This window comes from Stenotrophomonas sp. I18B00994, assembly GCF_014145825.1.
Classification (GTDB): domain Bacteria; phylum Pseudomonadota; class Gammaproteobacteria; order Xanthomonadales; family Xanthomonadaceae; genus Stenotrophomonas; species Stenotrophomonas maltophilia.
Genome location: NZ_JACIUW010000004.1, coordinates 230,089 through 250,358 on the forward strand (window position 1 = coordinate 230,089; position 20,270 = coordinate 250,358).

Sequence of the window (20,270 nt, forward strand, 5' to 3'; positions counted from 1 at the left end):
GCCCCTCGCCGAAATGACGAAGGCAGGGAAGGCTGCCGCTGGCGCCGGCAGCTAAGCGGGGACGCGGATCAGTGCTTCAGGGCGGCGGTGGCATCGCGGCCCGGTGCCGGCGCCGGCTGTGGCTGCATCGCCACCGCCTTGGCCTGCACCGGCATGCCCGGCATGAAGACCTTCTGCACGCCGTCGATGATCACCTTGTCGCCCGCGGCCAGGCCGTGTTCGACAATGCGCAGGCCATCAGCGGTGCGACCAAGCTGGATGTCGCGGCGCTGGGCCTTGCCATCCTTGTCGACCACGTAGACATACTTGCGGTCCTGGTCGGTCAGCACGGCCTTGTCATCGATCAGCAGCGCCTGGAACTGGCCGCTGCCGAGCAGCTGCACGCGGGCGAACAGGCCCGGCGTGAACTGGCGGTCGGCGTTGTCCAGCAGTGCGCGGACGCGGATGGTGCCGGTGCTGCGGGCGACCTGGTTGTCGAGGAAGTCGACCTTGCCCGAGTGCGGGTAGCCCTCTTCGCCGGACAGGCCAACCTTCACCGGCAGTTCGCTGTCACGCTCGCTCGGGCGCTCGCCCTTGCGTGCCATCTGGGCGTAGCGCAGGAAGGTGCTTTCGTCGGCATCGAAGTAGACAAAGACGGTATCCAGCGAGACCAGCGTGGTCAGCACGCTGGCACTGTCGCCGGCGGTGACCAGGTTGCCGGCGGTGACCATCGCGCGACCGGCACGGCCGTCGATCGGTGCACGCACCTTGGTGAACTCCAGGTTGAGCCGGGCCGCGTCCAGCGCAGCCTGCGCGGCCTGCACGGCGGCACCGGACTGGTCGGCGGCCGCGCGACGCTGTTCGGCGGTCTCGGTGGAGATCGCCTGCTGCTCGGACAGTCGCTTGGCACGCTCGGACTCGCTGCGGGCCAGCGTGGCCTGGGTGCGGGCGCGGGCCAGCTCGGCAGCCGCTCGATCGTACTCGGCCTGGTAGCTGCGCGCGTCGATGGTGAAGAGCACTTCGCCCTTCTTCACTTCCTGGCCTTCGACGTAGTTGACCTTGTCGATGTAGCCGGACACGCGCGGGCGCAGTTCAACGCTCTGCACCGCTTCGACGCGGCCGCTGAATTCGTCCCACTGGCTGACCTGCTTGACCAGTACCGGCGCGGCGCTGACCTGCGGCGGCGGCGGTGCACCGGCTTCTTCGGCGTGGCCGCCGCTGCAGGCCGCAAGCACGGCTGCGGCGAGGATCGACACGCCGACCATCGCAATGCGATGGCCGAAACGATGTGGGGTGGTATTGGGGGAAGTCATGGCATGCATCCGTACGGAGGGGTGGTACAGCTATACGAGAACGTGTTGCAAAAATCGGCGGCGTATCCTGCGACCTCAACCATGGTCGAGGTCAAGCGACGCCTGCGGTATCGCGCCACAAAGGGGGAACTTCCAGGTGCAGCAGGCCGCGCGGCAGTTCGGCATCGCTGCTGTCACAGCGGACGATGGCACGGTTGTCGCGGCAACCATCCAGCAGCGACACAACGCGACGACCCACCAACAGCGAGCTGGGCCACTCGATGCAGGCATTGGCCGCATTGGCCGGGGTGCACACCGGGCTGCAGACTTCCAGCATCTGCGCGCGCACGCCCAGCGCCTGCGCTTCCTGGTGCACGACCTGCGCGTACATGCGCAGCGCGGCGGTGGTGATCGAGGTCTCGCCGTAGCCCGCCCATGGTTTGGCGTTGGCCGGGCTGCCGATCATCACGTAGCGGCGCGCATGCACGTTGTCCTGCAGCAGCGGCAGCAGGTGACGCACCGCGTGCACGTGCGGCATCAGATCGGCCTGCATCGCGCCCATCAGTTCGTCACCGTTGCGGTCGACCACGCGACCGCGGCGGTACGGTCCACCCATTGCGGCGATCACCGCCGCCAACGGGCGCGGGCGCTGCGCGATGCGTTCGGCCAGCGCGCGCGCCGATCCGTCGTCGCTGAGCGACCCCAGCAGCGTCTCCAGGCCCGGCTCGTCAGCGAACTGCTCGTGCAGCGCCGCCAGCCGGCCCGGATCGCGGCCGACAACCAGTACCGGGCTGCCGGCCTCCAGCAGCGCGCCAACCACACCCTGGCCGACGGCACCGGTGCCGCCCAGGACCAGGACTTCAGGCGTCAGCATCCCATTCACGGGACATTTCCTCCCAAATCCGGGATAGTCCCGATTCGGCGCAGGCGGTCACCCTTGTGAGGGGCCAGGCGGATGGCACCGCCACGCTGCTGACGCATGGGCGCGGTAAACTCACGAAAGTCCTTGTGTACCAAGGAACTCGGACGGGCTTCGACGGTCATCGCCAGGTCCAGGGTGTTCTGGCCGGCGTTCCGGAGTCGGGCAAGAATGTTGCGCAGGCTCATGGCGGACGGGCTCCAATTAACGAATGGCGCCACGATAGACCTCAAACCTTTACTTGATTAGTCCTGATTAAGGGGAATAATCATCCCGCTCCCGGTCCAATCGTTCTGTCACGATTGTCCCATCCCCGACGTCCAGGATCCCCGACCATGTCCCACGATCTCAACGAGACGCTGATCTTCGTCAAAGTGGTCGAGCAAGGCAGCTTCATTGCCGCTGCCAAATCGCTCGGCCTGCCCAAGACCACGGTCAGCCGCAAAGTGCAGGAGCTGGAAACGCGCCTGGGCGCGCGCCTGCTGCACCGGACCACGCGCCGCCTCGGCCTGACCGAAGCCGGTTCGATCTACCACGAACATTGCCAGCGCATCGCGCGCGAACTGGAAGAGGCCGAGAGCGCGGTGAGCCAGCTGCAGTCCGGCCCGCGCGGCTGGCTGCGCTTCACCGTGCCCTATTCGATCGGCATCACCTGGATCGCCCCGCTGCTGGGCCAGTTCCATGCGCAGTACCCGGAAATCCGCCTGGACATGCACATGGGCAACGAGAAGCTGGACCTGATTGCAGGTGAAGCGGACCTTGCGCTGCGCGTGGGGGCCCTGCCCGATTCGAACCTGGTCGCGCGCAAGCTGGGCAGCCTGCGCACGCAGGTATTCGCCAGCCCGGCCTACATCGAGCGCTACGGCGAGCCGCTGCATCCGGAAGAGCTGCAGTTCCATCGCATCCTGGCGATGCGCAAGCCGTACCACACCGGAAATTCGCCGCGCTTCACCTGGCAGCTGGGCGAGAACGGCGGCGAGCTGCGTGACTTCCCGGTCACCCCGCTGATGACCGCCAACGACATGTCTGCGTTGAATGGTGCATTGGTCTGTGGCGAAGGCCTGCTGCTGACCGGCGACGTGATGGCCAAGCCGTTCGTTGAATCGGGCATGGTGCGCCGCGTGCTGGCCGGCTGGACCGGCCCGGAAGTGGACTTCAACGCCGTGTTCGCCGGCGGCCGCCTGGTCTCGCCAAAGGTGCGTGCGTTCGTCGACTTCCTGGTCGAAAAGCTCAACTTCGACGCCAATTACATGCTGGCGCAGTGTCCGGGTGCGAAGCTGGCGCAGCAGCAGAAGGAAAAGGAAGACGCCGCACTGGAAAGCAGCGGCAAGCGGATCCTGGAGAAGGTGGCCGCTTCGGCGGCGTAGCCTGCAACAAGAGCGCCTACCCATCTCCTGGTAATTGCCGACCTTGGTCGGCATGGCTTACAGAGGGATGCGCTTTCGGCGTGCCGAGCAACGCTCGGCACCCACAAAAATGCCGCCTGCAAGGGCGGCATTTTCGTTCCGGCCGATGGCCGGACCGGCTCAAGCAGTAACGCTACGCGTTATTGCTTGAGCGGAATCACCCGGATCTCGACGCGGCGGTTCTTGGCGCGGCCGGCGTCGGTGCTGTTGTCGGCAATCGGGTACGACTTGCCGGCGCCCAGCGTTTCGATGCGCACGCTCTGCACGCCCTGGCCGATCAGGTACTGCGCGACCGAGTCGGCACGTTCCTTCGACAGGCGGTTGTTGACCGCATCGCTGCCGATGCTGTCGGTGTGGCCGACCACTTCGATCATGGTCTGGTTGTAGTCACGCAGGGTGCCTGCCACGCCATTGAGCGCGCCGTAGAACTGCGGCTTCAGGGTCGACTTGCCGAAGTCGAAAGTGATGCCGTCCGGCAGGTTCAGCATGATGTTGTCGCCCTGGCGCTGCACATCGATGCCGGTGTTGGCAGTGCGCTCGCGCAGTGCGCGTTCCTGGCGATCCTGGTACTGGCCGACGGCGGCGCCGCTGAGCGCACCGATACCGGCGCCGATCAGGGCATGCTGGCGGCGCTCGGTGGCGCTGTCGCCGGTCAGCAGGCCGGCTGCCACGCCAATGGCGGTACCGATCAGGGCGTTGCGCCCGGTGCGGTTCTGCTGCTCGGTGGGGTTGCCGTACTGGTCACTCTGTACGTAGGAGCCGCCGGTGGCGCAGGCCGACAGGACGGCCGCACTCATCAGGGCCAGTGCGACGTTGCGGGTGGTGTTGCGGATCATGAGGTTCTCCTTGGTTTCCGGTCGGCCGGCGGCCTGCGGGCGCAAAGAGAATAAACAGCCCGATGCGATGCCGGAATGATGATCGGGCTCACCGACAGGGCCGCGTTCAGCTAACTGACCAGATCGCCCAGGTCGCCCTTTACCCCGCCCCCGACTGGCGGTAAGCCGCCAATGCGGCGTCGCGGCCCGCGGCCAGGTCCACCAGCGGCGTAGGCGGATAGCCCGGGGCATGTGTCGCCAGCAGCAGCGGATGCTGCCAGGGCGCAAACCGGGCCTTCACCGGCAGCGCGGCCAGTTCGGGCACCCAGCGGCTGATGTACCGTGCCTGCGGATCGAACTTCTCGGCCTGGGTCACGGGGTTGAACACACGGAAGTACGGTGCCGCATCGGCACCGGTCCCGGCCACCCACTGCCAGCCCATGGTGTTGTTGGCCAGGTCGGCATCGACCAGGGTGTCCCAGAACCAGCGTGCGCCATGCAGCCAGTGCGCGCGCAGGTGCTTGCACAGGTAACTGGCCACGATCATCCGCACCCGGTTGTGCATGTAGCCGGTGTGCCACAGCTCGCGAAGCCCGGCATCGACGATCGGCACGCCGGTGTTGCCGCGCTGCCAGGCGTGCAGCTGCGCCTCACTGGGCGTTGCCCATGGGAAGCGATCGAAACGCGGGTTGAGGTTGTCAGTGGGCGTCTTCGGGAAGTGATGCAGCAGGTGGTAGGCGAAGTCACGCCAGCCCAGCTGGCGCAGGTAGCCGTCGATGTCGGCGTCGGTGCCGGCGCTACGCAGCCCTTCCAGCGCATGGGCAATCCGCCAGGGTGCGATTTCGCCGAAATGCAGGTGCGGCGACAGCCGCGAGGTCCCGACACGGTCCGGCAGGTCACGCTGCTCGCGATACCCGCGCAGGGCACCGTCTTCAAAGACGGACAGTGCTTCCAGCGCACCGGCTTCGCCCGGCTGCCAGTGCTCCCAGAAGCCGGTATCCCAGTCCAGCGTCGGCGCCAGCTGGAGATCATCCAATGCCAGGCTGTCGACCGCGTGCGGCGCCAGTGCTTCCGGTGCGGCCTGCAGTGCCGGCAGGCGCCAATGACTGAGTACATTGCGCCAGTACGGCGTAAATACCTTGTACGGCTGGCCCTGCTGGGTGGCGATGTCCCAAGGCTCGAACAACAGGCTGCCATTGCAGCTCTGCGCGTCGATGCCCTGCTCGCGCAGCATGCGCTTGATGGTGGCGTCGCGTGGCTGGGTGGCCGGTTCGTACTTGCGGTTCCAGTACACCGCCTCGGCGCCGGTCTGCGCGATCAGCAACTGCAGGGCCGGCAGGCTGTCACCACTGCGCAGCACCAGCGAGGAACCGCGCGTGCGCAGGTCCGCATCCAGCGCGGCCAGTGAACGGTGGCGCCACGCATCGGAGGCAGCACCCGGCGCCCACTCACCTTCTTCGTGCGGCGCATGGATGTAGACCGGCACCACGTCGTGACCGGCATCCAGCGCGGCCTGCAGGGCCGGATTGTCCTGCAGCCGCAGATCACGGCGGAACCATACCAACGCTACCGACACAGGCACTGCCTTCGTTGTGGAAGGCGCACATGATAGCCAGCGGTGGTGAAGGGGATGCGCGCAGACGCCGTCTGCTAGGCTGCACGGCCGCTACCCGTTGGACTCTGACATGGATGATCTGCACGCCTCATTCGCCCGCTTCGGGCCGCTGCATGCGCAGCACGAGCGTGACTGGCAGGGCCCGTTCCCGCTGCCCACGGCACTGGCGTCGTTCTACGCGCAGGTCGGGCCGCTGGGCGAAGAGATCAATGCCAGGGTTGGCCGCGCCGGCATCACCGTTCCCGGCCTTGATGTCTGGATACCGCCACTGCAGCGCCTGTGGAGCCAGCAGGCCGGCTATCGATGGCATGGCGTCAGCGGCGAACGGATCAACGACTGGCCATCGAACTGGCTGGTGATTGCCGATCGCGGCGCTGATCCGTTCATCCTCGACCTGGACGACGGCCGTGTGCTGTTCAGCCACCACGGCGCCGGCCTGCTGGATGCCGGCGAGATCACTGCCGATGTGCCGACCTTGATGGCGGCTCTGGCTGCTGCAGGCACGGTGTACCTCGATGCCGGCGATGACCTCTACAACGACGATGACGATGGCGGCATCCGTCCTGAACACCAGGAGGCAGCCGTACGGGCGGTGGCCCGGGTACTGGACGACCGCCTGCAGGCCGAGTCGTTCATCGAGACGTTGCTGGACTGAATCCAGCCATGGCGTGGATCTATTTTTCGAAGCGCTTCATCGCTTCGCTGATCAGCGTCCGCGCCTCGGCAGCGTTGCCCCAACCGTTGAGCTGCACCGGGTTGCGCCCGGCCGGCAGGTCCTTGTAGACCCGGAAGAACGCTTCGATGCGCTGTCGTTCGATCTCCGGCAGATCGGCTAGGTCGCGGATGTTGGCGTAGGTCGGGTCAACCTTGTCGGTCGGTACGCCGATGATCTTCTCGTCGTGCTCGCCGCCGTCGACCATCTTCAGGTAGCCGATCGGCCGGAAGCGCACGATCACGCCCGGATGCAGGGGTTCACGGGTCAGCACCAGCGCGTCCAGCGGATCGTTGTCGCCAGCCAACGTGCGCGGCATCGAACCGTAGTTGGCCGGATAGGCGACCGGCATCGACTGGAAGCGATCCACGTGCACCAGGCCGTCCTCCTTGATCTCGTACTTGGTGAAGCTGCCGGCCGGAATCTCCACCGCCAGGTTCACTTCCTGCGGCGCCTGCTTCGGCTGCGCCACCAGGAACGGGTGCAGCACGCCATCGGCGGCGGCCACCGCGGTCGCGAGCAGGAGCAGGGCCCCGCCGATGGCAGCCATGGGGAGAAGACGGTGTACGGTTTTCATCTGGATCTCCTCCTCATTCCCAGCAGCGATCGGCGCGGCCCTTGGCAGTCTGCGCGCGCGGGCAGTCACGCGGCGTGATGCGGCCTTCGGTCAGCTCCGTGCGCTGCTTGCCGCCCTTGGCGTCGCGACGCAGCTCGAAGGCATCGTAGAGTCGCCCGGTCACCGTGCGGGCTTCATAGCGCAGGTGCTGCGGATCGATGTGCAACACCTGGAACAGCTGGGTGTCCTCGGCCACCGGATCCATCGTCCTACGTGCCTCGTCGGAGAGACGGTACTGCTTCGGCCCCGCCACGGTCACCACATACTGCGGCGTCGCGGCCTGTCCTTCACCACGGCGGCCATAGGTGTGATCGTGGCCCTGCAGCACCAGATCGACGTTGTGGCGACGAACCACCGGCAGCAGCACGTCAAGCAATGCGGCGTTCTCGCGCCCTTCGCGCGGCGAATAGAACGGCTGGTGCAGCAGCACGAGCGTCCACGGCTGCGGATTGCCGGTCAGTACCTTGTCCAGCCACTGCGCCTGCGCCTTGGCCGTGCCAAGGTCGAGTGCCGACGTGCCATCGACCACGGCGACGCGCACGCCCTGCGCATCGAACCAGTAGCTGGTCTGCTGTGCGGCGGATGCCCCATTGCCCGGCAGCGCGAACGTCACCGGCCAGTGCCTGCCCAGCACGCGGCGTTCCTGCGGAGTGTCCTCGAACTCCTCGACATACTCGTGGTTGCCGATCGCCGGCGCGACCAGTGTTTCCTGCGCCAGCCAACCGGTGGCGGCAAACCATTCGCCCCACTCGCTGTCATCGGCACCATCGCCCCCACTGACCAGATCGCCAGCGAACAGGCTCAGGCGCGCCTCGGGTGCGGCCTTCTGCGCGGCGCGCACCACGCGGCTGACATGGCTCACGTTCTTGTTCTGGGTATCTCCAAAGTACAGCAGGGTCAGCGGCTGGTCGGGCGCAGCCAGCGTGCGCAGCTGGTTCCAGGCGCTCCAGCTGCCGTTGCCCTGCACGCGGTAGACGTACAGGGTATCGGGCCGCAGGCCGCTGACCTCAGCGCGGTGGTGGTGCGACAGCCCGTTCTCGGTCTGCAGCGCGCGGGTCGTGGCACGCACCTGGCGGATGCCCTCGATGGCCGGTGAATCACCGGCAAGGGCAATCTCCAGCAGCGGCGCCTGCACGCTGCCGTCGGTGCGCCAGGCCACGGCGAACCCATGGCCGGGATCGACTGCCGGCGAAGCGACAATGCGGTCCGGGACCGTCGTCGCTGCGTAGTGGCGGCTGCCCGCCGGCACCTGGGTGTTCGCTTCGGCCGCCGCGAAGCACAACGACGGCACCGCCAGCAGCAGGCCCAGCGCCAACGTACGCATCAGGCAACGACCGCTCACGAACCACACTCCAGCGGCAATGCCAACTGCTTGGCGATGCTCTCCCAGTCGAACGCCACCACGCCCTGGTCGTCATGCACCGCATACAACGCGCCGTGCGGGAAGCGCGCGCTGGGCTGCTGCATCATCCAGATGCCATCGGTGTTGGCCACGGTATTGCCCTGGAACGCGCCGACCGGCTTCAGGGTGTGGCGGTCGAACAGGTGGAACACGCTGCGCTGCTTGCCCTGTTCGGTGGTGATCCACCAACCATCCTTGCCGCAGGTGCGCAGGGTTACGCCTTCGGCCTGCGCCTTGAACACATCGCGGCCGAAGGTGGTGCCGGTGAAGCGTCCGGCCAGCGTGTAGACCTTGAACTCGCTGGCGTAGCCCTCGTCCTCTTCGGCGATCAGCAGGCGATCGTTCTCGGGGTCGCCCCAGATCGACTCGACCACGCGCAGGGCACCCGCCTCAGTGGTATCACCGATGCTGGCCACAAGCTTCGCTTCGACCTTCGCGCCATCGCGGGTCACCTGGTACTGGCGCACGCGCTTGTCCAGCTCGGTCAGCGGCGGCAGGATGTCACGGCCCTGTGCATCCTCGCCGTTGTCCCAGGAGTCGGTCACGTAGACGCTGTAGCCATCGGCACGGCGGTCGACCCACAGCCCGTACGGCTTGCGCAGGTCGTCCGCAGCGAAGGTCGCCAGTGGAGTGAAGTCCGGCAGGCTCAGTACCTGCACGCGGTGATTGTCGCGCTCCACGATCCACAGCAGATCGTCGGTCACCGCGATGCCGTTTGGGCGATCGAACTGCCCTGGCGCGGTGCCGCTGCTGCCTACGTCGCGCAGGTGCTGGCCGTTGCTGCCGTCGTAGACCACCAGCTTGTCGGTGGCCTTGGCAGTGGCGATCAGCCACAGCTTTCCGTCAGGTGCACGCCAGGCGGCGGGCGAATCAATGTTGTCAGCCGGCGTCATCGGTGAAAGGAATGCCTCGGCGATGGTGGTCACCGCACGCTCGTTCGTGGCCTTCGCTCCGGGCTTGGCCACGGCCGGATCATTGCCGTTGGCCGGCGTGCAGCCGGCCACCAACGTCACGGCCAGCATGGTGGCCAGCAGGGTGATGCGAGGCCCGCTCACAGTGCCACCTTCAGGCCGAGGGCGTAGGTGCGGCCATATTCTTCCATCTGCAGGGTGCGCGAGCGCGTGCCCTGGTACAGCTCCAGCGGCTTGTCCAGCAGGTTCTGTGCCTCGAAATACATGCTCACGCGCGGAGTGAACCTGTAGTCAAGCGAGAAGTCGAGCTGGGTGTTCGGCGCTACGTAGATGTCGAAGGCACGGCCGGCACCGAGGGTATCCAGGTACTCACTGCGGTGCACGGCTGCCACGCGGGTGCTCAGGCCGTACTTCTCGTAACCGATGTGCGCGCTGTACACGTTCTTCGAGGCGCGCGGCAGGGTGAAGTCCTCACCCGCGCGCTTGGCCAGGCCCGGGTCGAAATCAGTGTCCAGCCAGGTGCCGCTGGCACCCACCAGCAGGCCATCCCAGCCAGCCGGGAGGAACGACAGCTGCTGCTGCCAGTTGAACTCGGCGCCGCGCACCTTGGCCTTGTCGCCATTGACCGAGGTCACCACCGGCAGGCCGTCGTAGATGCCGTCGGCGCCGGCCTGGCGGATCTGCACGATGTAGCCGTCGATCGACTTGTGGAACACGCCCAGCGAGAGGATGCCGCTGTCGCCGATGTACTTCTCCACCGACAGGTCGATGTTGGTCGACTCGTACGGATCCAGCTCCGGGTTGCCCAGGCGCACTTCATTGTCGTTGCGGGCCAGGCCGATGCGCGGCGAGGCATCGCCGAAGCCCGGGCGCGCCACCGTCTTGTTGGCAGCGAAGCGGAACACCCAGTCGTCGCTGGCGTCGTAACGCAGGTGCAGGCCCGGCAGTACGTTGTTGTAGCTCTTGCTGGCGGTAACCCGGGTCGCGGTGTAGGAGCGCCCGTCCTTGGCCACGTCCACGCGATTGCCGGTGGCGCTGAAGCGGGTGTTCTCCACACGCACGCCGCCGATCACGCGCAGCGCACCGATGTCCCAGGTGCCCATCGCATAGCTGGCGAACACGTCTTCGCGCGCAGTGTAGTCGCCTTCCAGAGACGTCGCGGCGTTGCCACCGACATCCTGCGGACGCGCGCTGTATTCGCCACCGTGCTGCGACCAGTAGCTGCGCATCGCCGACGAGTCCATGCCCTGCCCCATCGGGCCGTGGCGATGTTCCGGCGAGCCGGTCGTCCAGTCACTGAGCTTGATCGCCGGACCCACGCGCAGCGACGCCTCATCGACATTCACGTCACGGTCGCGCCAGCGCCCGAGCAGGCCGAACTTGTAGCTGCTGTTGTCGCCGTCGAAGCGGATGTTGACTTGCGCGCTGCGCTCCTCGTCGTCCACCTTCTTCGGCTTGGCCACCACACGGTCGAATTTGTAGTTGGCGTTGTCCAGCCACTGATCGTTGTCGAAGGTGTAGGTGGGCAGGCGGCTGCGCTGGTCCAACGTGCCATTGAAGGCCTTGCCGTTGAGCTTGAAGCGCGACTCGATCTCGTCGTCCACGCGTTCTTCGGTACGGGTATAGCCGATCTTGTAGTCCAGTACCGCGTCGGTCAGCTTGTTCTCGCCACCCAGGCTGGCGGCGAAGGTATTCTCTTCCTTGGTCCGGTAGCGCATGCGCTTGTCGATCGAATCCTTCGGCATGCCGGCAAGTCGATACTGGTCGGTGCCGGTGGCGATCATGTCGGCGCTGTTGAAGTTGAAGATCACGCGCTGGCGGGTTTCGGCATCGTCGAACTGGCTGTACAGCGTGCGCAGGTAGTAACGGCTGTCCTCGTTCGGGCGCCAGTCGAAATTGAGGTTGGCGCCGATGCGCTTGCGCTCGATCTCGTACTTGCGGTTCTGCAGGTTCAGCGCGGTGATTTCGCCCGGGCGGGTGGTGGTCGGATCCTTGTTCCCGCTGACATCACCGTACTCCACTTCGCTGTTGTCCGATTCGAACGTCCGCTTCTGGTAGTTCACGCCGGCGGCGATGCCGAAGGTGTCGTTGAACACTTCACTGTAGTTGAAGGCGGCCTTCGGGCTGGTCTCGCCCGAAAGCTGCTGGTGGCTGCCTTCGATCTTGCCACGCAGGCTGCGGCCCTCGCGGTCGAACGCCGAGGCGGTCTCGACCAGGATCGCGCCGCCAATGGCGTCGCCCGGCATGTCCGGGGTCGGTGATTTGACCACGCGCAGGCGCTCGGTCGAATCGGACGGGATCACGTCCATCGGTGCGGCGCGGCTGGAGTTGTCCGGTGTGCCGATGGCGATGCCGTCGACGCTGACGCTGTTGAGGTTGGCATCCAGTCCGCGCACGACCACGAAGCGGCCCTCGCCCTGGTCGCGCGTCACGCTGATGCCCGGCAGGCGTTGCAGCGACTCGGCCACGTTCTTGTCCGGGTACTGGCCCAGCGCGTCGGACGACACCGCATCCTCGATGGCGTTGCTGCTGCGCTTGAGGTCCACCGCGCGGATCTGCGATTCAAGCTGGGCGCGCACTTCAATGCGGTCCAGGTCGACCGCATCGGCGGCCACTGTACCGGTGGCGGCGACCGCCTGCTGCCCGGCGGCCTGCAGTGGTGCAGCAGCCCCCATCGCCAGGGTCAGGGTGATGGCAACGGCCAACGGAGTCTTGATATGCACTGGGAATCCCCATTCCTGTTAAGAATGGGTCTGCACGGTATGTCCGCAAGGTTGCATGGCAATGACATGCATCTGCACATTTCATGCAGGCCGTCTCCGGCCCCGGTTTGGGGTTGGGCGCCCAATCCGGCAAAATGGCGTCCTCTCTCCTTATCCCCCTTCCCGACCATGAAGATCGTCGAAGTGCGCCACCCGCTGGTGCAGCACAAGATCGGCCTGATGCGCAACGCTGCGCTCAGCACCAAGGATTTCCGCGAACTGGCCAACGAGCTCGGCACGCTGCTGGCCTACGAGGCCACCGCCGACCTGGACACCGAGCCGCACACCCTGCCCGGCTGGGCCGGCCCGGTCACCGTGCAGCGCATCGCCGGTGCCAAGATCACCGTGGTGCCGATCCTGCGCGCCGGCCTGGGCATGCTCAGCGGCGTGCTGTCGCTGATCCCGGCGGCACGCGTCAGCGTGGTCGGCCTGCAGCGCGATGAGGAAACGCTGCAGCCGGTGCCCTACTTCGAGCGCCTGACCGGCCGCCTGGAAGAGCGCGACGCGCTGATCCTGGACCCGATGCTGGCCACCGGCGGCACCCTGATCGCCACCATCGACATGCTCAAGCGTGCCGGCGCCCGCCGCATCAAGGGCATCTTCCTGGTGGCCGCGCCGGAAGGCATCGAAGCAGTCAAGGCCGTGCATCCGGACGTGGAAATCTACACCGCCGCCATCGATGCCCAGCTCAATGACAAGGGCTACATCCTGCCCGGCCTGGGCGATGCCGGTGACCGCATCTTCGGTACCCGCGTCGGTTGATCCGGTGAACCGGGGTCGGATCCCTTTCGCAGAAAGGGCTCTGACCCCACCCCGGATGCCGGCCTACAGGCCGGCCGCGAACGCTTCCAGCTGGCCGATGACGGTGTTCCAGCCGTCGAAGAAGCCCATCTGCTCATGCTGGTCGCGCAGGGCCTTGTCCGGGTGCATCACCTGCGCGGTGTAACGACAGCCCTGGCCGTCATCCTCCATCGAGATGATGGCGGTGAAGCCCAGCCACGGTGACTGCGGCCGCCAACCCGGGCCCAGCATCGAGGTGAACACCAGACGCTGCTGCGGCACGATCTCCAGGAAGCTGCCCGGGTTGTCACTGCTGCCGCCGTCGGGGCCCTGCATGAAGGTGTGGAAGGCGCCGCCCGGGCGCAGGTCGAAGGCACGCACTTCGGTGGACCACGGCTTCGGGCACCACCACTGGCGCAGCAGCTCCGGGTCGGTCCACGCCCGCCACAGGGCGGCGCGCGGTGCGTTCAGTACGCGACTGATGACCAGATCGGTCTCGGGGTTGTTACCTGCGTCTACGGCCATGGGCCTGCTCCTGTCGGTGAAGGGTTTCGACAAACTCGACCATGCGGTCGGCGCGCGTTTCCCATATGGCACGTTGTTCGGCCAGCCATTGCTCGGCCTGGCCCAACCGTTCCGGCACCAGTTCGCAGGTGCGCACACGCCCCTGCTTGCGGCTGCGCACCACGCCACTGCGCTCCAGCACGGCCAGATGCTTCATCAGCGAGGGCAAGGCCATCTCAAAAGGCTCGGCCAAGGTCGACACCGTGCGCGGCCCCTGCCCCAGCGCCGCCACGATCGCGCATCGGGTGGGGTCGGCCAGTGCCTGGAACACGTCTTGAATGGCGGGATCATACTTACCCATATGGCTAATTAATACGCCGATCTGAATGCCCCTGCAAGCGGTCGCTGCCGAGGCACGATTCTTCACGTGGCGTTGCTGCCTGCAGGCCAATGCTCCGCGCACCCGCCACCGCCTGGAGTGCTCTCGATGAAAGCTTCTTTCCTGCTGGCCGCTGTCCTGCTGGTCGGCCTGCCCCTGGCTGCCAATGCCACCACGCCGCAGCAGCAGCGCATGGCCGACTGCTCGGCCAAGAACAAGGGCTTGAAGGGTGACGCCTACAAGACCGCGCAGAGTTCCTGCCTCAGTGGCCACGCTGCCGAAGCCAAGCCGGCCAACGCGCAACAGGAACGCATGCGCAAGTGCAACGCTGACGCGGGTGCCAAGAAGCTGGCCGGTGACGCGCGCAAGACCTTCATGAGCAGCTGCCTGAAGGCGTCGTAGCATCGCTCGTCCAGTTCAATCGAATGGGGGCAGAGCCCGTTGCACAGCAATGGCATTCGACCCCATTTGAATATCGATATCTGACAGATGTGCCGACCAACGGTCGGCACCCACCAATAGCCACCGGCCACCTGTCAGAGGTGGGGGCGGTGTGGGTGGGCAGGCGCCGTGGATGACGCCATCGAGCCCCCATGGATGGGTTTACGGCGTGTCCTGACCATCCACACCGCCCCGCCATCCCACGGAATGCCGTTCTTGATCTTGCTTCGGCTTCTGCAGGTGCAGGGAACAGCCCTGCCGAACACCCGTCACCCCAGCGCGCGCGCCTTCAATTCACCCTGCTCGTGCAGGGTCACGAAACGCCCCTTGTCATCGCGACCCAGCTGCGCCAGCGCCACCTGCGGGTCGTGGGTGAAAAACAGATGCACGTTGCGCGCCAGCTTGTCCTCAAGGAACTGCCGCTTCTCGTCGATCAGGAGCTCGGCATTGCGGTCGTAGCCCATGGTGATCGGCACGTGTACCCATGAGCGCCCCGGGATCAGGTCGGCACAGAACACCACCCCGCCGTGCGCATCTTCGCCGGCGTGCGCGTGGCCGACGATCTCGGCCAGCATCAACCCCGGCGTGTGGCCATCGCTGTAGCTGAAGCGAACGCTGCGACCCAGAACCTTCGAATACTCGCCGTCCACTACTTCCAGGCGACCGCTGGCCTGCAGCAGGCCAGGCAGCTCCGGAATGAAGCTGGCACGGTCGCGCGGATGCGGCTGCATGGCGCGCTGCCAATGCTGCGCACCGACCACATAAGTCGCATTGGGGAACAGCAGTTCCGGCTCACGCCCTTCGCTCCATGCCGCCAGCAGGCCACCGGCATGATCGAAATGCAGGTGGCTGAGCACGACGACATCAATGTCCTCGTGCTCGAAACCTGCTTCGCGCAACGAATCGATCAGTACGTGCTGGCTTTCCTGCACGCCATAGCGCTCACGCATGCGCGGATCGAAGAACGCCCCGATACCGGTTTCAAACAGCACGGTCTTGCCTTCCAGCGGGCTGGCAAGCAGCGCACGGCAGGCCAGCTCGATGCGATTGAGCTCGTCCGGTGCCGCCCATTTTTCCCACAACGCGCGCGGCGCGTTGCCGAACATCGCGCCGCCGTCGAGGCGCTGCGAGTTTCCACGAATAGACCAGAGTTTCATGTGTCGATTATCGGCGCCGGCTCGTTAAATAATCGCTAGAAAGGAAACAGAAAACCCCGCCGTCAAGGGCGGGGTTTTCGGTAAACAGCCAGATTGGCGGCCAGCGGCCGGCACGACCGGATCAGCGTGCCGGCACGACCAGGGCGCTGCCCACCGGGTTGCGCGGGTCGCTGCCGCCAAACAGCTTGTTGGCCTTCCGGTCCCATTCCACGGTCTGCAGGTTGCCCCACACGTGGCTGGACCCGCGGCCCCCGGCGGCCACATTGCCCGGCAGGTCGATCTTGTGACCCATCGCCTGCAGCTGCTTCACCGTGGCCGCGTCGAATGCATCGTCCTCGGCTTCGATCAGGTCCGGCAGCCACTGGTGGTGATAGCGCGGCAGCGCGGCAACCTGCTGCGCGTCCAGGCCGGCGTCGTAGCCGAGGATGCCCAGCAGCACCATGGTGATGATGCGGCTGCCACCCGGGGTGCCCAGCACCACCACCTTGTCGGCGTTCTCCATGAAGGTCGGGGTCATCGAGCTGAGCATGCGCTTGCCCGCCTTCGGCGCATTGGCCTCGTAGCCCATCACGCCGAACGCGTTGGGCGTGCCCGGCTTCAGCGCGAAGTCGTCCATCTCGTTGTTCAGCAGCACGCCGGTGCCCTTCGGAATCAGCCCCGAGCCGTACAGCAGGTTGACGGTCTGGGTCGCGCCGACCCGGTTGCCGTCACGGTCGATGATCGAGAAGTGCGTGGTCTCGTCATCTTCCAGCGGGGTCGGGTTGCCCGACAGCAGGTCGCTGGGCGTGGCCTTCTCCGGATGGATGGTCGCCCGCAGGCCCTGTGCGTAGTCCTTGCTGGTCAGCACCTTCTGCGGGATCTGCACGAAGTCCGGATCGCCGAGGAAGAAAGTGCGGTCGCGGTAGGCACGGCGCATCGACTCCACCACCAGGTGGGTGCGGTGCGCCGGGTCCATCTTGTTGATGTCCCAGCCTTCCAGGATCTGCAGCATGCTGGCCAGCGCGATGCCACCGGACGACGGCGGCGGAGCGGTGGTGATCTTCCAGCCGTTGTAGTTGAACACGATCGGTTCGCGCTGCTTCACGCGATAGCCGGCCAGCTCTTCAGCGGTCCACTGGCCGCCGGCCTGCTTCACGCCGGCCAGCAACAGCTTTCCGGTCTGGCCCTTGTAGAAGCCATCGAAGCCACCTGCGGCCAAGCGCTCCAGCGTCTGTGCCAGCTCCGGCTGCTTGAACAGGTCACCGCTGGTGATCGGCTTGCCGTTGCGCAGGTAGACCTCACGGGTGCCGGGATAGCGCTCCATCACCTCACGGCGAGAGGCATAGCCCTTGGCCATGCGGTCGTAGACCGGGAAGCCTTCGCGCGCGATGCGGATCGCCGGCTGCAGCGATGCAGACAGCGGCAGCTTGCCGTGCCTGGCCGACAGCTCGACCAGCGCCGCAGGCAGGCCCGGAATACCGGCCGACCACGCACCGTTGACCGAGCGGTCACGGTCGAGGTTGCCCTGCTTGTCGAGGAAGGCCTGCGGCGTTGCCGCGGCCGGCGCGGTCTCGCGCGCGTCCAGCATCACGTCCTTGCCGGTGGCCGCGTCGTGCAGCAGGAAGAAGCCACCGCCACCCAGCCCGGAACTGATCGGCTCGACCACCGCCAGCGTGGACGATACCGCCACCGCGGCGTCGAAGGCGTTGCCGCCCTGCGCCAGGATGTCGATGCCGGCCTGGGTGGCCAGCGCGTGGCCGCTGGCAATGGCCGCGCCGTCGGGGCGCTCGGCACGGGCCGGGCTGTCGGCCCAGGCAATCGGGCTCAGCAGCAGGCCGAGCAGCAACAGGGGGCGGACGATCAGCGTCTTCATTCGGATGGGGGCTCCGCATAGAGTTCGGGGTGATCGTGCTGCAGCTGGCGCAGCTTGGCCAGCAGCTGGTCTTCCGTTTCCACGATCTCCGGGTCCGGATCGATGCACTCGACCGGGCAGACGACCACGCACTGTGGCTCGTCGAAATGACCCACGCATTCGGTGCAGCGCGCAGGGTCGATCACGTAGATGGTTTCACCCATCGCAATGGCCTGGTTCGGGCAGGCCGGCTCGCATACGTCGCAGTTGACGCAGAGCTCGTTGATTTTCAGCGACACGGCGATACTCCTCGCCCGCGCCCTGGGACAAAGGACCGGCCAGCGCGGGCGCGCGGGCCGGTCAGGTCATCAGCGGCGCCCTTGCAGGACGCCGCCCGGGCCATGCCGGAGCATGGCCGCCATGGCTCGGTCTTACTTGGCTTCGACGAAAATGTACTCGGCACCGGTCGGCTGGATCGCAGCCTGAACGCGGGCGTTGTCGGCCGACTGGCCGATGAAGACGACGCGCACGCCCTTCATCGAATCCGGCGACACGTCCTTGAACACGGCCTGGATCATGTCAGCCATCTTGCCCGAGGCCGACGAACCGAAGGCCAGCATGTTGCCCGGCTGCACGCCACGGGCCACGGCCTGGGTCGCGCTCTCGGTCTGGCGCTCGTACTTGGCCTGGAAGTCCGGGTCCGATTCCGGCGAGAGGTAGTACAGGAACGGGCTGTTGGTGATGTTGCCCATGTTCTGGATCGCCACTTCCTGCAGGTACTTCTTCCAGCCTGCATCATCATCCTTGGCCGGGGCGACCAGGGCCTGCTTGGCCTCGTCGACCGGAGCGGCCTCTTCCTTCTTGCAGGCGGTGAAGGCCAGGGCCAACGAAGCGATCAGCATCGCGCGCATGGTGGTGTTCATGGGTTTCCTCCCGGAATGGTGCGTGGTGTTGTACGTAATGGGGTGCGGGTACAGCGGGGCTTACGACTGTGCCGCCTTCGCTTCGCGGACCTTGCGCAGGGCTTCGAGCACCGCGGCCGGCACGAAGCCGGACACGTCGCCGCCCAGGCGCGCGATCTCGCGGACCAGCGAGGACGAAATGAAGCTGTGCTGCTCGGCCGGGGTCAGGAACAGGGTCTCGACCTCGGGGATCAGGTGGCGGTTCATGCTGGCCATCTGGAACTCGTACTCGAAGTCGGACACCGCGCGCAGGCCGCGCAGCAGCACCCCACCCTGGACCGAACGGACGAAATGGGCCAGCAGGGTGTCGAAGCCGATGACCTCGACGTTGCCATGGTGGCCCAGTGCGCCACGCGCCAGCTGCACGCGCTGCTCCAGCGGTAGCGCCGGGCCCTTGGACGGGCTCTGCGCCACGCCCACCACGACCTTTTCAAACAGCGGCGCGGCCCGGCTGACCAGGTCGATATGACCGTTGGTGATCGGGTCGAACGTGCCGGGATAGACGGCAATGCGGCGGTTGGCCACGGTCATGGGCGGATGCAGATGTTCAGATGAGGTCAAAGTGTAGCAGTGGCGCGGCGGTACAGGGCAAAGCGCACCTCGCGGGTACCGCCCTCGCGGTGCAGCAGCCAGTCCGGCGGCAGCACCGGCACGTGGCCGGCCGGCGATTCCAGGTACAGCCAGGCATCGGCGGCCAGGTGCCGCGGCAGCTGCGCCAGCACGTCCTGCCACAGGCCATCGGCGAACGGCGGGTCGACGAAGACCAGATCGGCCTGCTGCGCGGGCGCGCCCTGCAGCCAGCGCAGGGCATCGGCCTGCACCACGGTGATCTGATCGGCGGCCTGCAGCTTGGCCACGGCCGCGGTCAGGTTGCGTCCCAGCTGCGCGTCGCGCTCGACCAGGGTGGCGTGGGCGGCACCACGCGAGACCGCCTCCAGGCCCAGCGCGCCACTGCCGGCGAACAGGTCCAGCACCCGCGCGCCGCCCAGTCTGGGCATCAACCAGTTGAAAAGGGTCTCGCGCACGCGGTCACTGCTGGGCCGCAGCCCCGGCAGGGTCGGCACCGGCAGGCGGGTATTGCGCCAGCGACCGCCGATGATGCGGACCTGGCCGTCATTGCTCCCACGGCCGCTCACAGGCGCCCCCGGCGGGATGTATTCAAGAAATTCAGCATGAGCGGGATTGTAGTCGTCCGGGCGGCGCCCGGAACCCGCAGAGACCGAAGCAACAGCCAGAGCAACGGCAAAAGCTGGTTCCCTGTGGGTAGGCGGGGTGGGCCAGGTTGTGGGGGACGCCGTAAACCCGTCCATGGGGGCTTGGCCGCGGCATCCATGCCGCGGACACCCCCACAACCTGCCCCACCCCGCCTTCGACAGTTTCCTGCGATCTGCCGGAAGGTCTCTTGGGGTCAGATCCGTTTTCCTGCGGAAAACGGATCTGACCCCATTTGATGTATCGATATCTGACAGATGTGTCGACCAAGGTCGACACCTGCCAACAGCCGCGTGAACCTGTCAGAGGCGGGGCGGTGTGGGTTGGCAGGACCGTTGGCGCCATGGATGGCGCCATCGAGCCCCCAGGGACGGGTTTACGGCGTGTCCTGCCAACCCACACCGCCCCGCCATCCCACGGATAGCCCGCTGTTGCTGTTGCTGTTGCTGTTGCTTCGGCCTCTGCAGGTGCAGGGCTGCAAGCCCTGCCGACCAACCCCTTGATTTCGGGACAATCAGCCATACCCCTTGGCGAGGCCGCACGCGCTGGCGCGGCATTGCACATGGAGCCCTATC

21 protein-coding genes are annotated in these 20,270 nt (G+C 66.4%); 4 read left to right on the top strand and 17 right to left on the bottom strand.

Features of this window, described 5'->3' with window-relative positions:
• Window positions 1-68: 68 nt before the first annotated feature.
• The 3 genes from H4O10_RS06425 to H4O10_RS06435 form a co-directional block, all read right to left on the bottom strand.
• On the bottom strand, window positions 69-1,292 hold the full coding sequence (locus H4O10_RS06425) for an efflux RND transporter periplasmic adaptor subunit (RefSeq protein WP_005409110.1): 1,224 nt from the start codon (window positions 1,290-1,292) through the stop codon (window positions 69-71).
• A gap of 91 nt (window positions 1,293-1,383) precedes the next feature.
• A complete protein-coding gene (locus H4O10_RS06430; protein WP_005409109.1) occupies window positions 1,384-2,154 on the bottom strand; it encodes an SDR family NAD(P)-dependent oxidoreductase in 771 nt (256 codons plus the stop codon).
• A complete protein-coding gene (locus tag H4O10_RS06435; RefSeq protein ID WP_005409108.1) occupies window positions 2,151-2,378 on the bottom strand; it encodes a hypothetical protein in 228 nt (75 codons plus the stop codon). Before H4O10_RS06435 ends, H4O10_RS06430 begins: the two co-directional genes overlap by 4 nt.
• A 147-nt stretch (window positions 2,379-2,525) precedes the next feature.
• Here H4O10_RS06435 and H4O10_RS06440 point away from each other — a divergent pair, with 147 nt between their 5' ends.
• Complete coding sequence (locus H4O10_RS06440) at window positions 2,526-3,557, top strand: LysR family transcriptional regulator (RefSeq protein WP_005409107.1); 1,032 nt, start codon at window positions 2,526-2,528, stop codon at window positions 3,555-3,557.
• 179 nt (window positions 3,558-3,736) lie between these two features.
• Here H4O10_RS06440 and H4O10_RS06445 read toward each other — a convergent pair whose 3' ends face one another.
• Together H4O10_RS06445 and H4O10_RS06450 are read right to left on the bottom strand one after the other, a co-directional pair.
• Entirely contained in the window at window positions 3,737-4,432 is a 696-nt protein-coding gene (locus H4O10_RS06445; RefSeq protein ID WP_005409106.1) for an OmpA family lipoprotein, read from the bottom strand.
• 139 nt (window positions 4,433-4,571) lie between these two features.
• Window positions 4,572-5,987 (bottom strand): deoxyribodipyrimidine photo-lyase, encoded by a 1,416-nt coding sequence (locus H4O10_RS06450; protein WP_044569857.1) that lies wholly within the window; start codon window positions 5,985-5,987, stop codon window positions 4,572-4,574.
• A 109-nt stretch (window positions 5,988-6,096) separates the two neighbouring features.
• Here H4O10_RS06450 and H4O10_RS06455 point away from each other — a divergent pair, with 109 nt between their 5' ends.
• Window positions 6,097-6,681: a hypothetical protein gene (locus tag H4O10_RS06455; RefSeq protein WP_049395950.1), complete on the top strand. Its 585-nt coding sequence runs from the start codon at window positions 6,097-6,099 to the stop codon at window positions 6,679-6,681.
• Between the two features lie 19 nt (window positions 6,682-6,700).
• Here the strand turns inward: H4O10_RS06455 and H4O10_RS06460 are convergent, their stop codons facing one another.
• From H4O10_RS06460 to H4O10_RS06475, 4 genes are read right to left on the bottom strand one after another with little or no spacing between them, the layout of a single operon-like run.
• On the bottom strand, window positions 6,701-7,315 hold the full coding sequence (locus H4O10_RS06460; protein WP_049395949.1) for an inorganic diphosphatase: 615 nt from the start codon (window positions 7,313-7,315) through the stop codon (window positions 6,701-6,703).
• Between the two features lie 13 nt (window positions 7,316-7,328).
• Window positions 7,329-8,678 (bottom strand): FN3 domain-containing metallophosphoesterase family protein, encoded by a 1,350-nt coding sequence (locus H4O10_RS06465; protein WP_219633543.1) that lies wholly within the window; start codon window positions 8,676-8,678, stop codon window positions 7,329-7,331.
• Between the two features lie 14 nt (window positions 8,679-8,692).
• Window positions 8,693-9,811, bottom strand: coding sequence for a phytase (locus tag H4O10_RS06470; RefSeq protein ID WP_229302633.1), 1,119 nt, complete (start codon window positions 9,809-9,811; stop codon window positions 8,693-8,695).
• Window positions 9,808-12,390, bottom strand: a complete 2,583-nt coding sequence (locus tag H4O10_RS06475) for a TonB-dependent receptor (RefSeq protein WP_049395947.1) — start codon at window positions 12,388-12,390, stop codon at window positions 9,808-9,810. The genes H4O10_RS06470 and H4O10_RS06475 overlap by 4 nt, the downstream gene beginning before the upstream one ends.
• A 168-nt stretch (window positions 12,391-12,558) precedes the next feature.
• Between H4O10_RS06475 and upp the strand changes: the two genes are divergently transcribed.
• Complete coding sequence (upp, locus tag H4O10_RS06480; protein ID WP_005409099.1) at window positions 12,559-13,191, top strand: uracil phosphoribosyltransferase; 633 nt, start codon at window positions 12,559-12,561, stop codon at window positions 13,189-13,191.
• Window positions 13,192-13,254: 63 nt separating this feature from the next.
• Here the strand turns inward: upp and H4O10_RS06485 are convergent, their stop codons facing one another.
• On the bottom strand, window positions 13,255-13,734 hold the full coding sequence (locus H4O10_RS06485) for an SRPBCC family protein (RefSeq protein WP_049395946.1): 480 nt from the start codon (window positions 13,732-13,734) through the stop codon (window positions 13,255-13,257).
• Window positions 13,715-14,074 carry a metalloregulator ArsR/SmtB family transcription factor gene (locus tag H4O10_RS06490; protein ID WP_049407072.1) on the bottom strand — a complete coding sequence of 120 codons (360 nt, stop codon included), beginning with the start codon at window positions 14,072-14,074 and terminating at the stop codon, window positions 13,715-13,717. The genes H4O10_RS06485 and H4O10_RS06490 overlap by 20 nt, the downstream gene beginning before the upstream one ends.
• A 126-nt stretch (window positions 14,075-14,200) precedes the next feature.
• Here H4O10_RS06490 and H4O10_RS06495 point away from each other — a divergent pair, with 126 nt between their 5' ends.
• The gene (locus H4O10_RS06495; RefSeq protein ID WP_005412985.1) at window positions 14,201-14,494 is read left to right on the top strand and encodes a PsiF family protein; all 294 of its coding nucleotides are present in this window, start codon (window positions 14,201-14,203) and stop codon (window positions 14,492-14,494) included.
• Window positions 14,495-14,802: 308 nt separating this feature from the next.
• On the opposite strand, the gene H4O10_RS06500 is transcribed toward H4O10_RS06495, so the two are convergent.
• From H4O10_RS06500 to rsmD, 6 genes are all read right to left on the bottom strand, one after another.
• Complete coding sequence (locus tag H4O10_RS06500) at window positions 14,803-15,690, bottom strand: MBL fold metallo-hydrolase (protein WP_005412984.1); 888 nt, start codon at window positions 15,688-15,690, stop codon at window positions 14,803-14,805.
• Between the two features lie 121 nt (window positions 15,691-15,811).
• Entirely contained in the window at window positions 15,812-17,542 is a 1,731-nt protein-coding gene (ggt, locus tag H4O10_RS06505) for a gamma-glutamyltransferase (RefSeq protein WP_049395944.1), read from the bottom strand.
• The gene (locus tag H4O10_RS06510) at window positions 17,539-17,820 is read right to left on the bottom strand and encodes a YfhL family 4Fe-4S dicluster ferredoxin (RefSeq protein ID WP_004153175.1); all 282 of its coding nucleotides are present in this window, start codon (window positions 17,818-17,820) and stop codon (window positions 17,539-17,541) included. Before H4O10_RS06510 ends, ggt begins: the two co-directional genes overlap by 4 nt.
• Window positions 17,821-17,952: 132 nt before the next feature.
• Window positions 17,953-18,444: a hypothetical protein gene (locus H4O10_RS06515; protein WP_005409092.1), complete on the bottom strand. Its 492-nt coding sequence runs from the start codon at window positions 18,442-18,444 to the stop codon at window positions 17,953-17,955.
• A 60-nt stretch (window positions 18,445-18,504) separates the two neighbouring features.
• Entirely contained in the window at window positions 18,505-19,014 is a 510-nt protein-coding gene (gene coaD, locus H4O10_RS06520) for a pantetheine-phosphate adenylyltransferase (RefSeq protein WP_005409091.1), read from the bottom strand.
• 26 nt (window positions 19,015-19,040) lie between these two features.
• Window positions 19,041-19,637, bottom strand: a complete 597-nt coding sequence (rsmD, locus tag H4O10_RS06525) for a 16S rRNA (guanine(966)-N(2))-methyltransferase RsmD (protein ID WP_306766116.1) — start codon at window positions 19,635-19,637, stop codon at window positions 19,041-19,043.
• Window positions 19,638-20,270: the final 633 nt, after the last annotated feature.

Bases quoted from the DNA above. Each gene is read 5' to 3' on its own strand.
- H4O10_RS06460 (WP_049395949.1), bottom strand. From the start codon at position 7,315: ATGAAAACCGTACACCGTCTTCTCCCCATGGCTGCCATCGGCGGGGCC.
- H4O10_RS06455 (WP_049395950.1), top strand. From the start codon at position 6,097: ATGGATGATCTGCACGCCTCATTCGCCCGCTTCGGGCCGCTGCATGCG.
- H4O10_RS06425 (WP_005409110.1), bottom strand. From the start codon at position 1,292: ATGACTTCCCCCAATACCACCCCACATCGTTTCGGCCATCGCATTGCG.
- H4O10_RS06440 (WP_005409107.1), top strand. From the start codon at position 2,526: ATGTCCCACGATCTCAACGAGACGCTGATCTTCGTCAAAGTGGTCGAG.
- H4O10_RS06445 (WP_005409106.1), bottom strand. From the start codon at position 4,432: ATGATCCGCAACACCACCCGCAACGTCGCACTGGCCCTGATGAGTGCG.
- ggt (WP_049395944.1), bottom strand. From the start codon at position 17,542: ATGAAGACGCTGATCGTCCGCCCCCTGTTGCTGCTCGGCCTGCTGCTG.
- H4O10_RS06515 (WP_005409092.1), bottom strand. From the start codon at position 18,444: ATGAACACCACCATGCGCGCGATGCTGATCGCTTCGTTGGCCCTGGCC.
- H4O10_RS06500 (WP_005412984.1), bottom strand. From the start codon at position 15,690: ATGAAACTCTGGTCTATTCGTGGAAACTCGCAGCGCCTCGACGGCGGC.
- H4O10_RS06495 (WP_005412985.1), top strand. From the start codon at position 14,201: ATGAAAGCTTCTTTCCTGCTGGCCGCTGTCCTGCTGGTCGGCCTGCCC.
- H4O10_RS06490 (WP_049407072.1), bottom strand. From the start codon at position 14,074: ATGGGTAAGTATGATCCCGCCATTCAAGACGTGTTCCAGGCACTGGCC.
- upp (WP_005409099.1), top strand. From the start codon at position 12,559: ATGAAGATCGTCGAAGTGCGCCACCCGCTGGTGCAGCACAAGATCGGC.
- H4O10_RS06435 (WP_005409108.1), bottom strand. From the start codon at position 2,378: ATGAGCCTGCGCAACATTCTTGCCCGACTCCGGAACGCCGGCCAGAAC.
- H4O10_RS06465 (WP_219633543.1), bottom strand. From the start codon at position 8,678: ATGCGTACGTTGGCGCTGGGCCTGCTGCTGGCGGTGCCGTCGTTGTGC.
- coaD (WP_005409091.1), bottom strand. From the start codon at position 19,014: ATGACCGTGGCCAACCGCCGCATTGCCGTCTATCCCGGCACGTTCGAC.
- H4O10_RS06485 (WP_049395946.1), bottom strand. From the start codon at position 13,734: ATGGCCGTAGACGCAGGTAACAACCCCGAGACCGATCTGGTCATCAGT.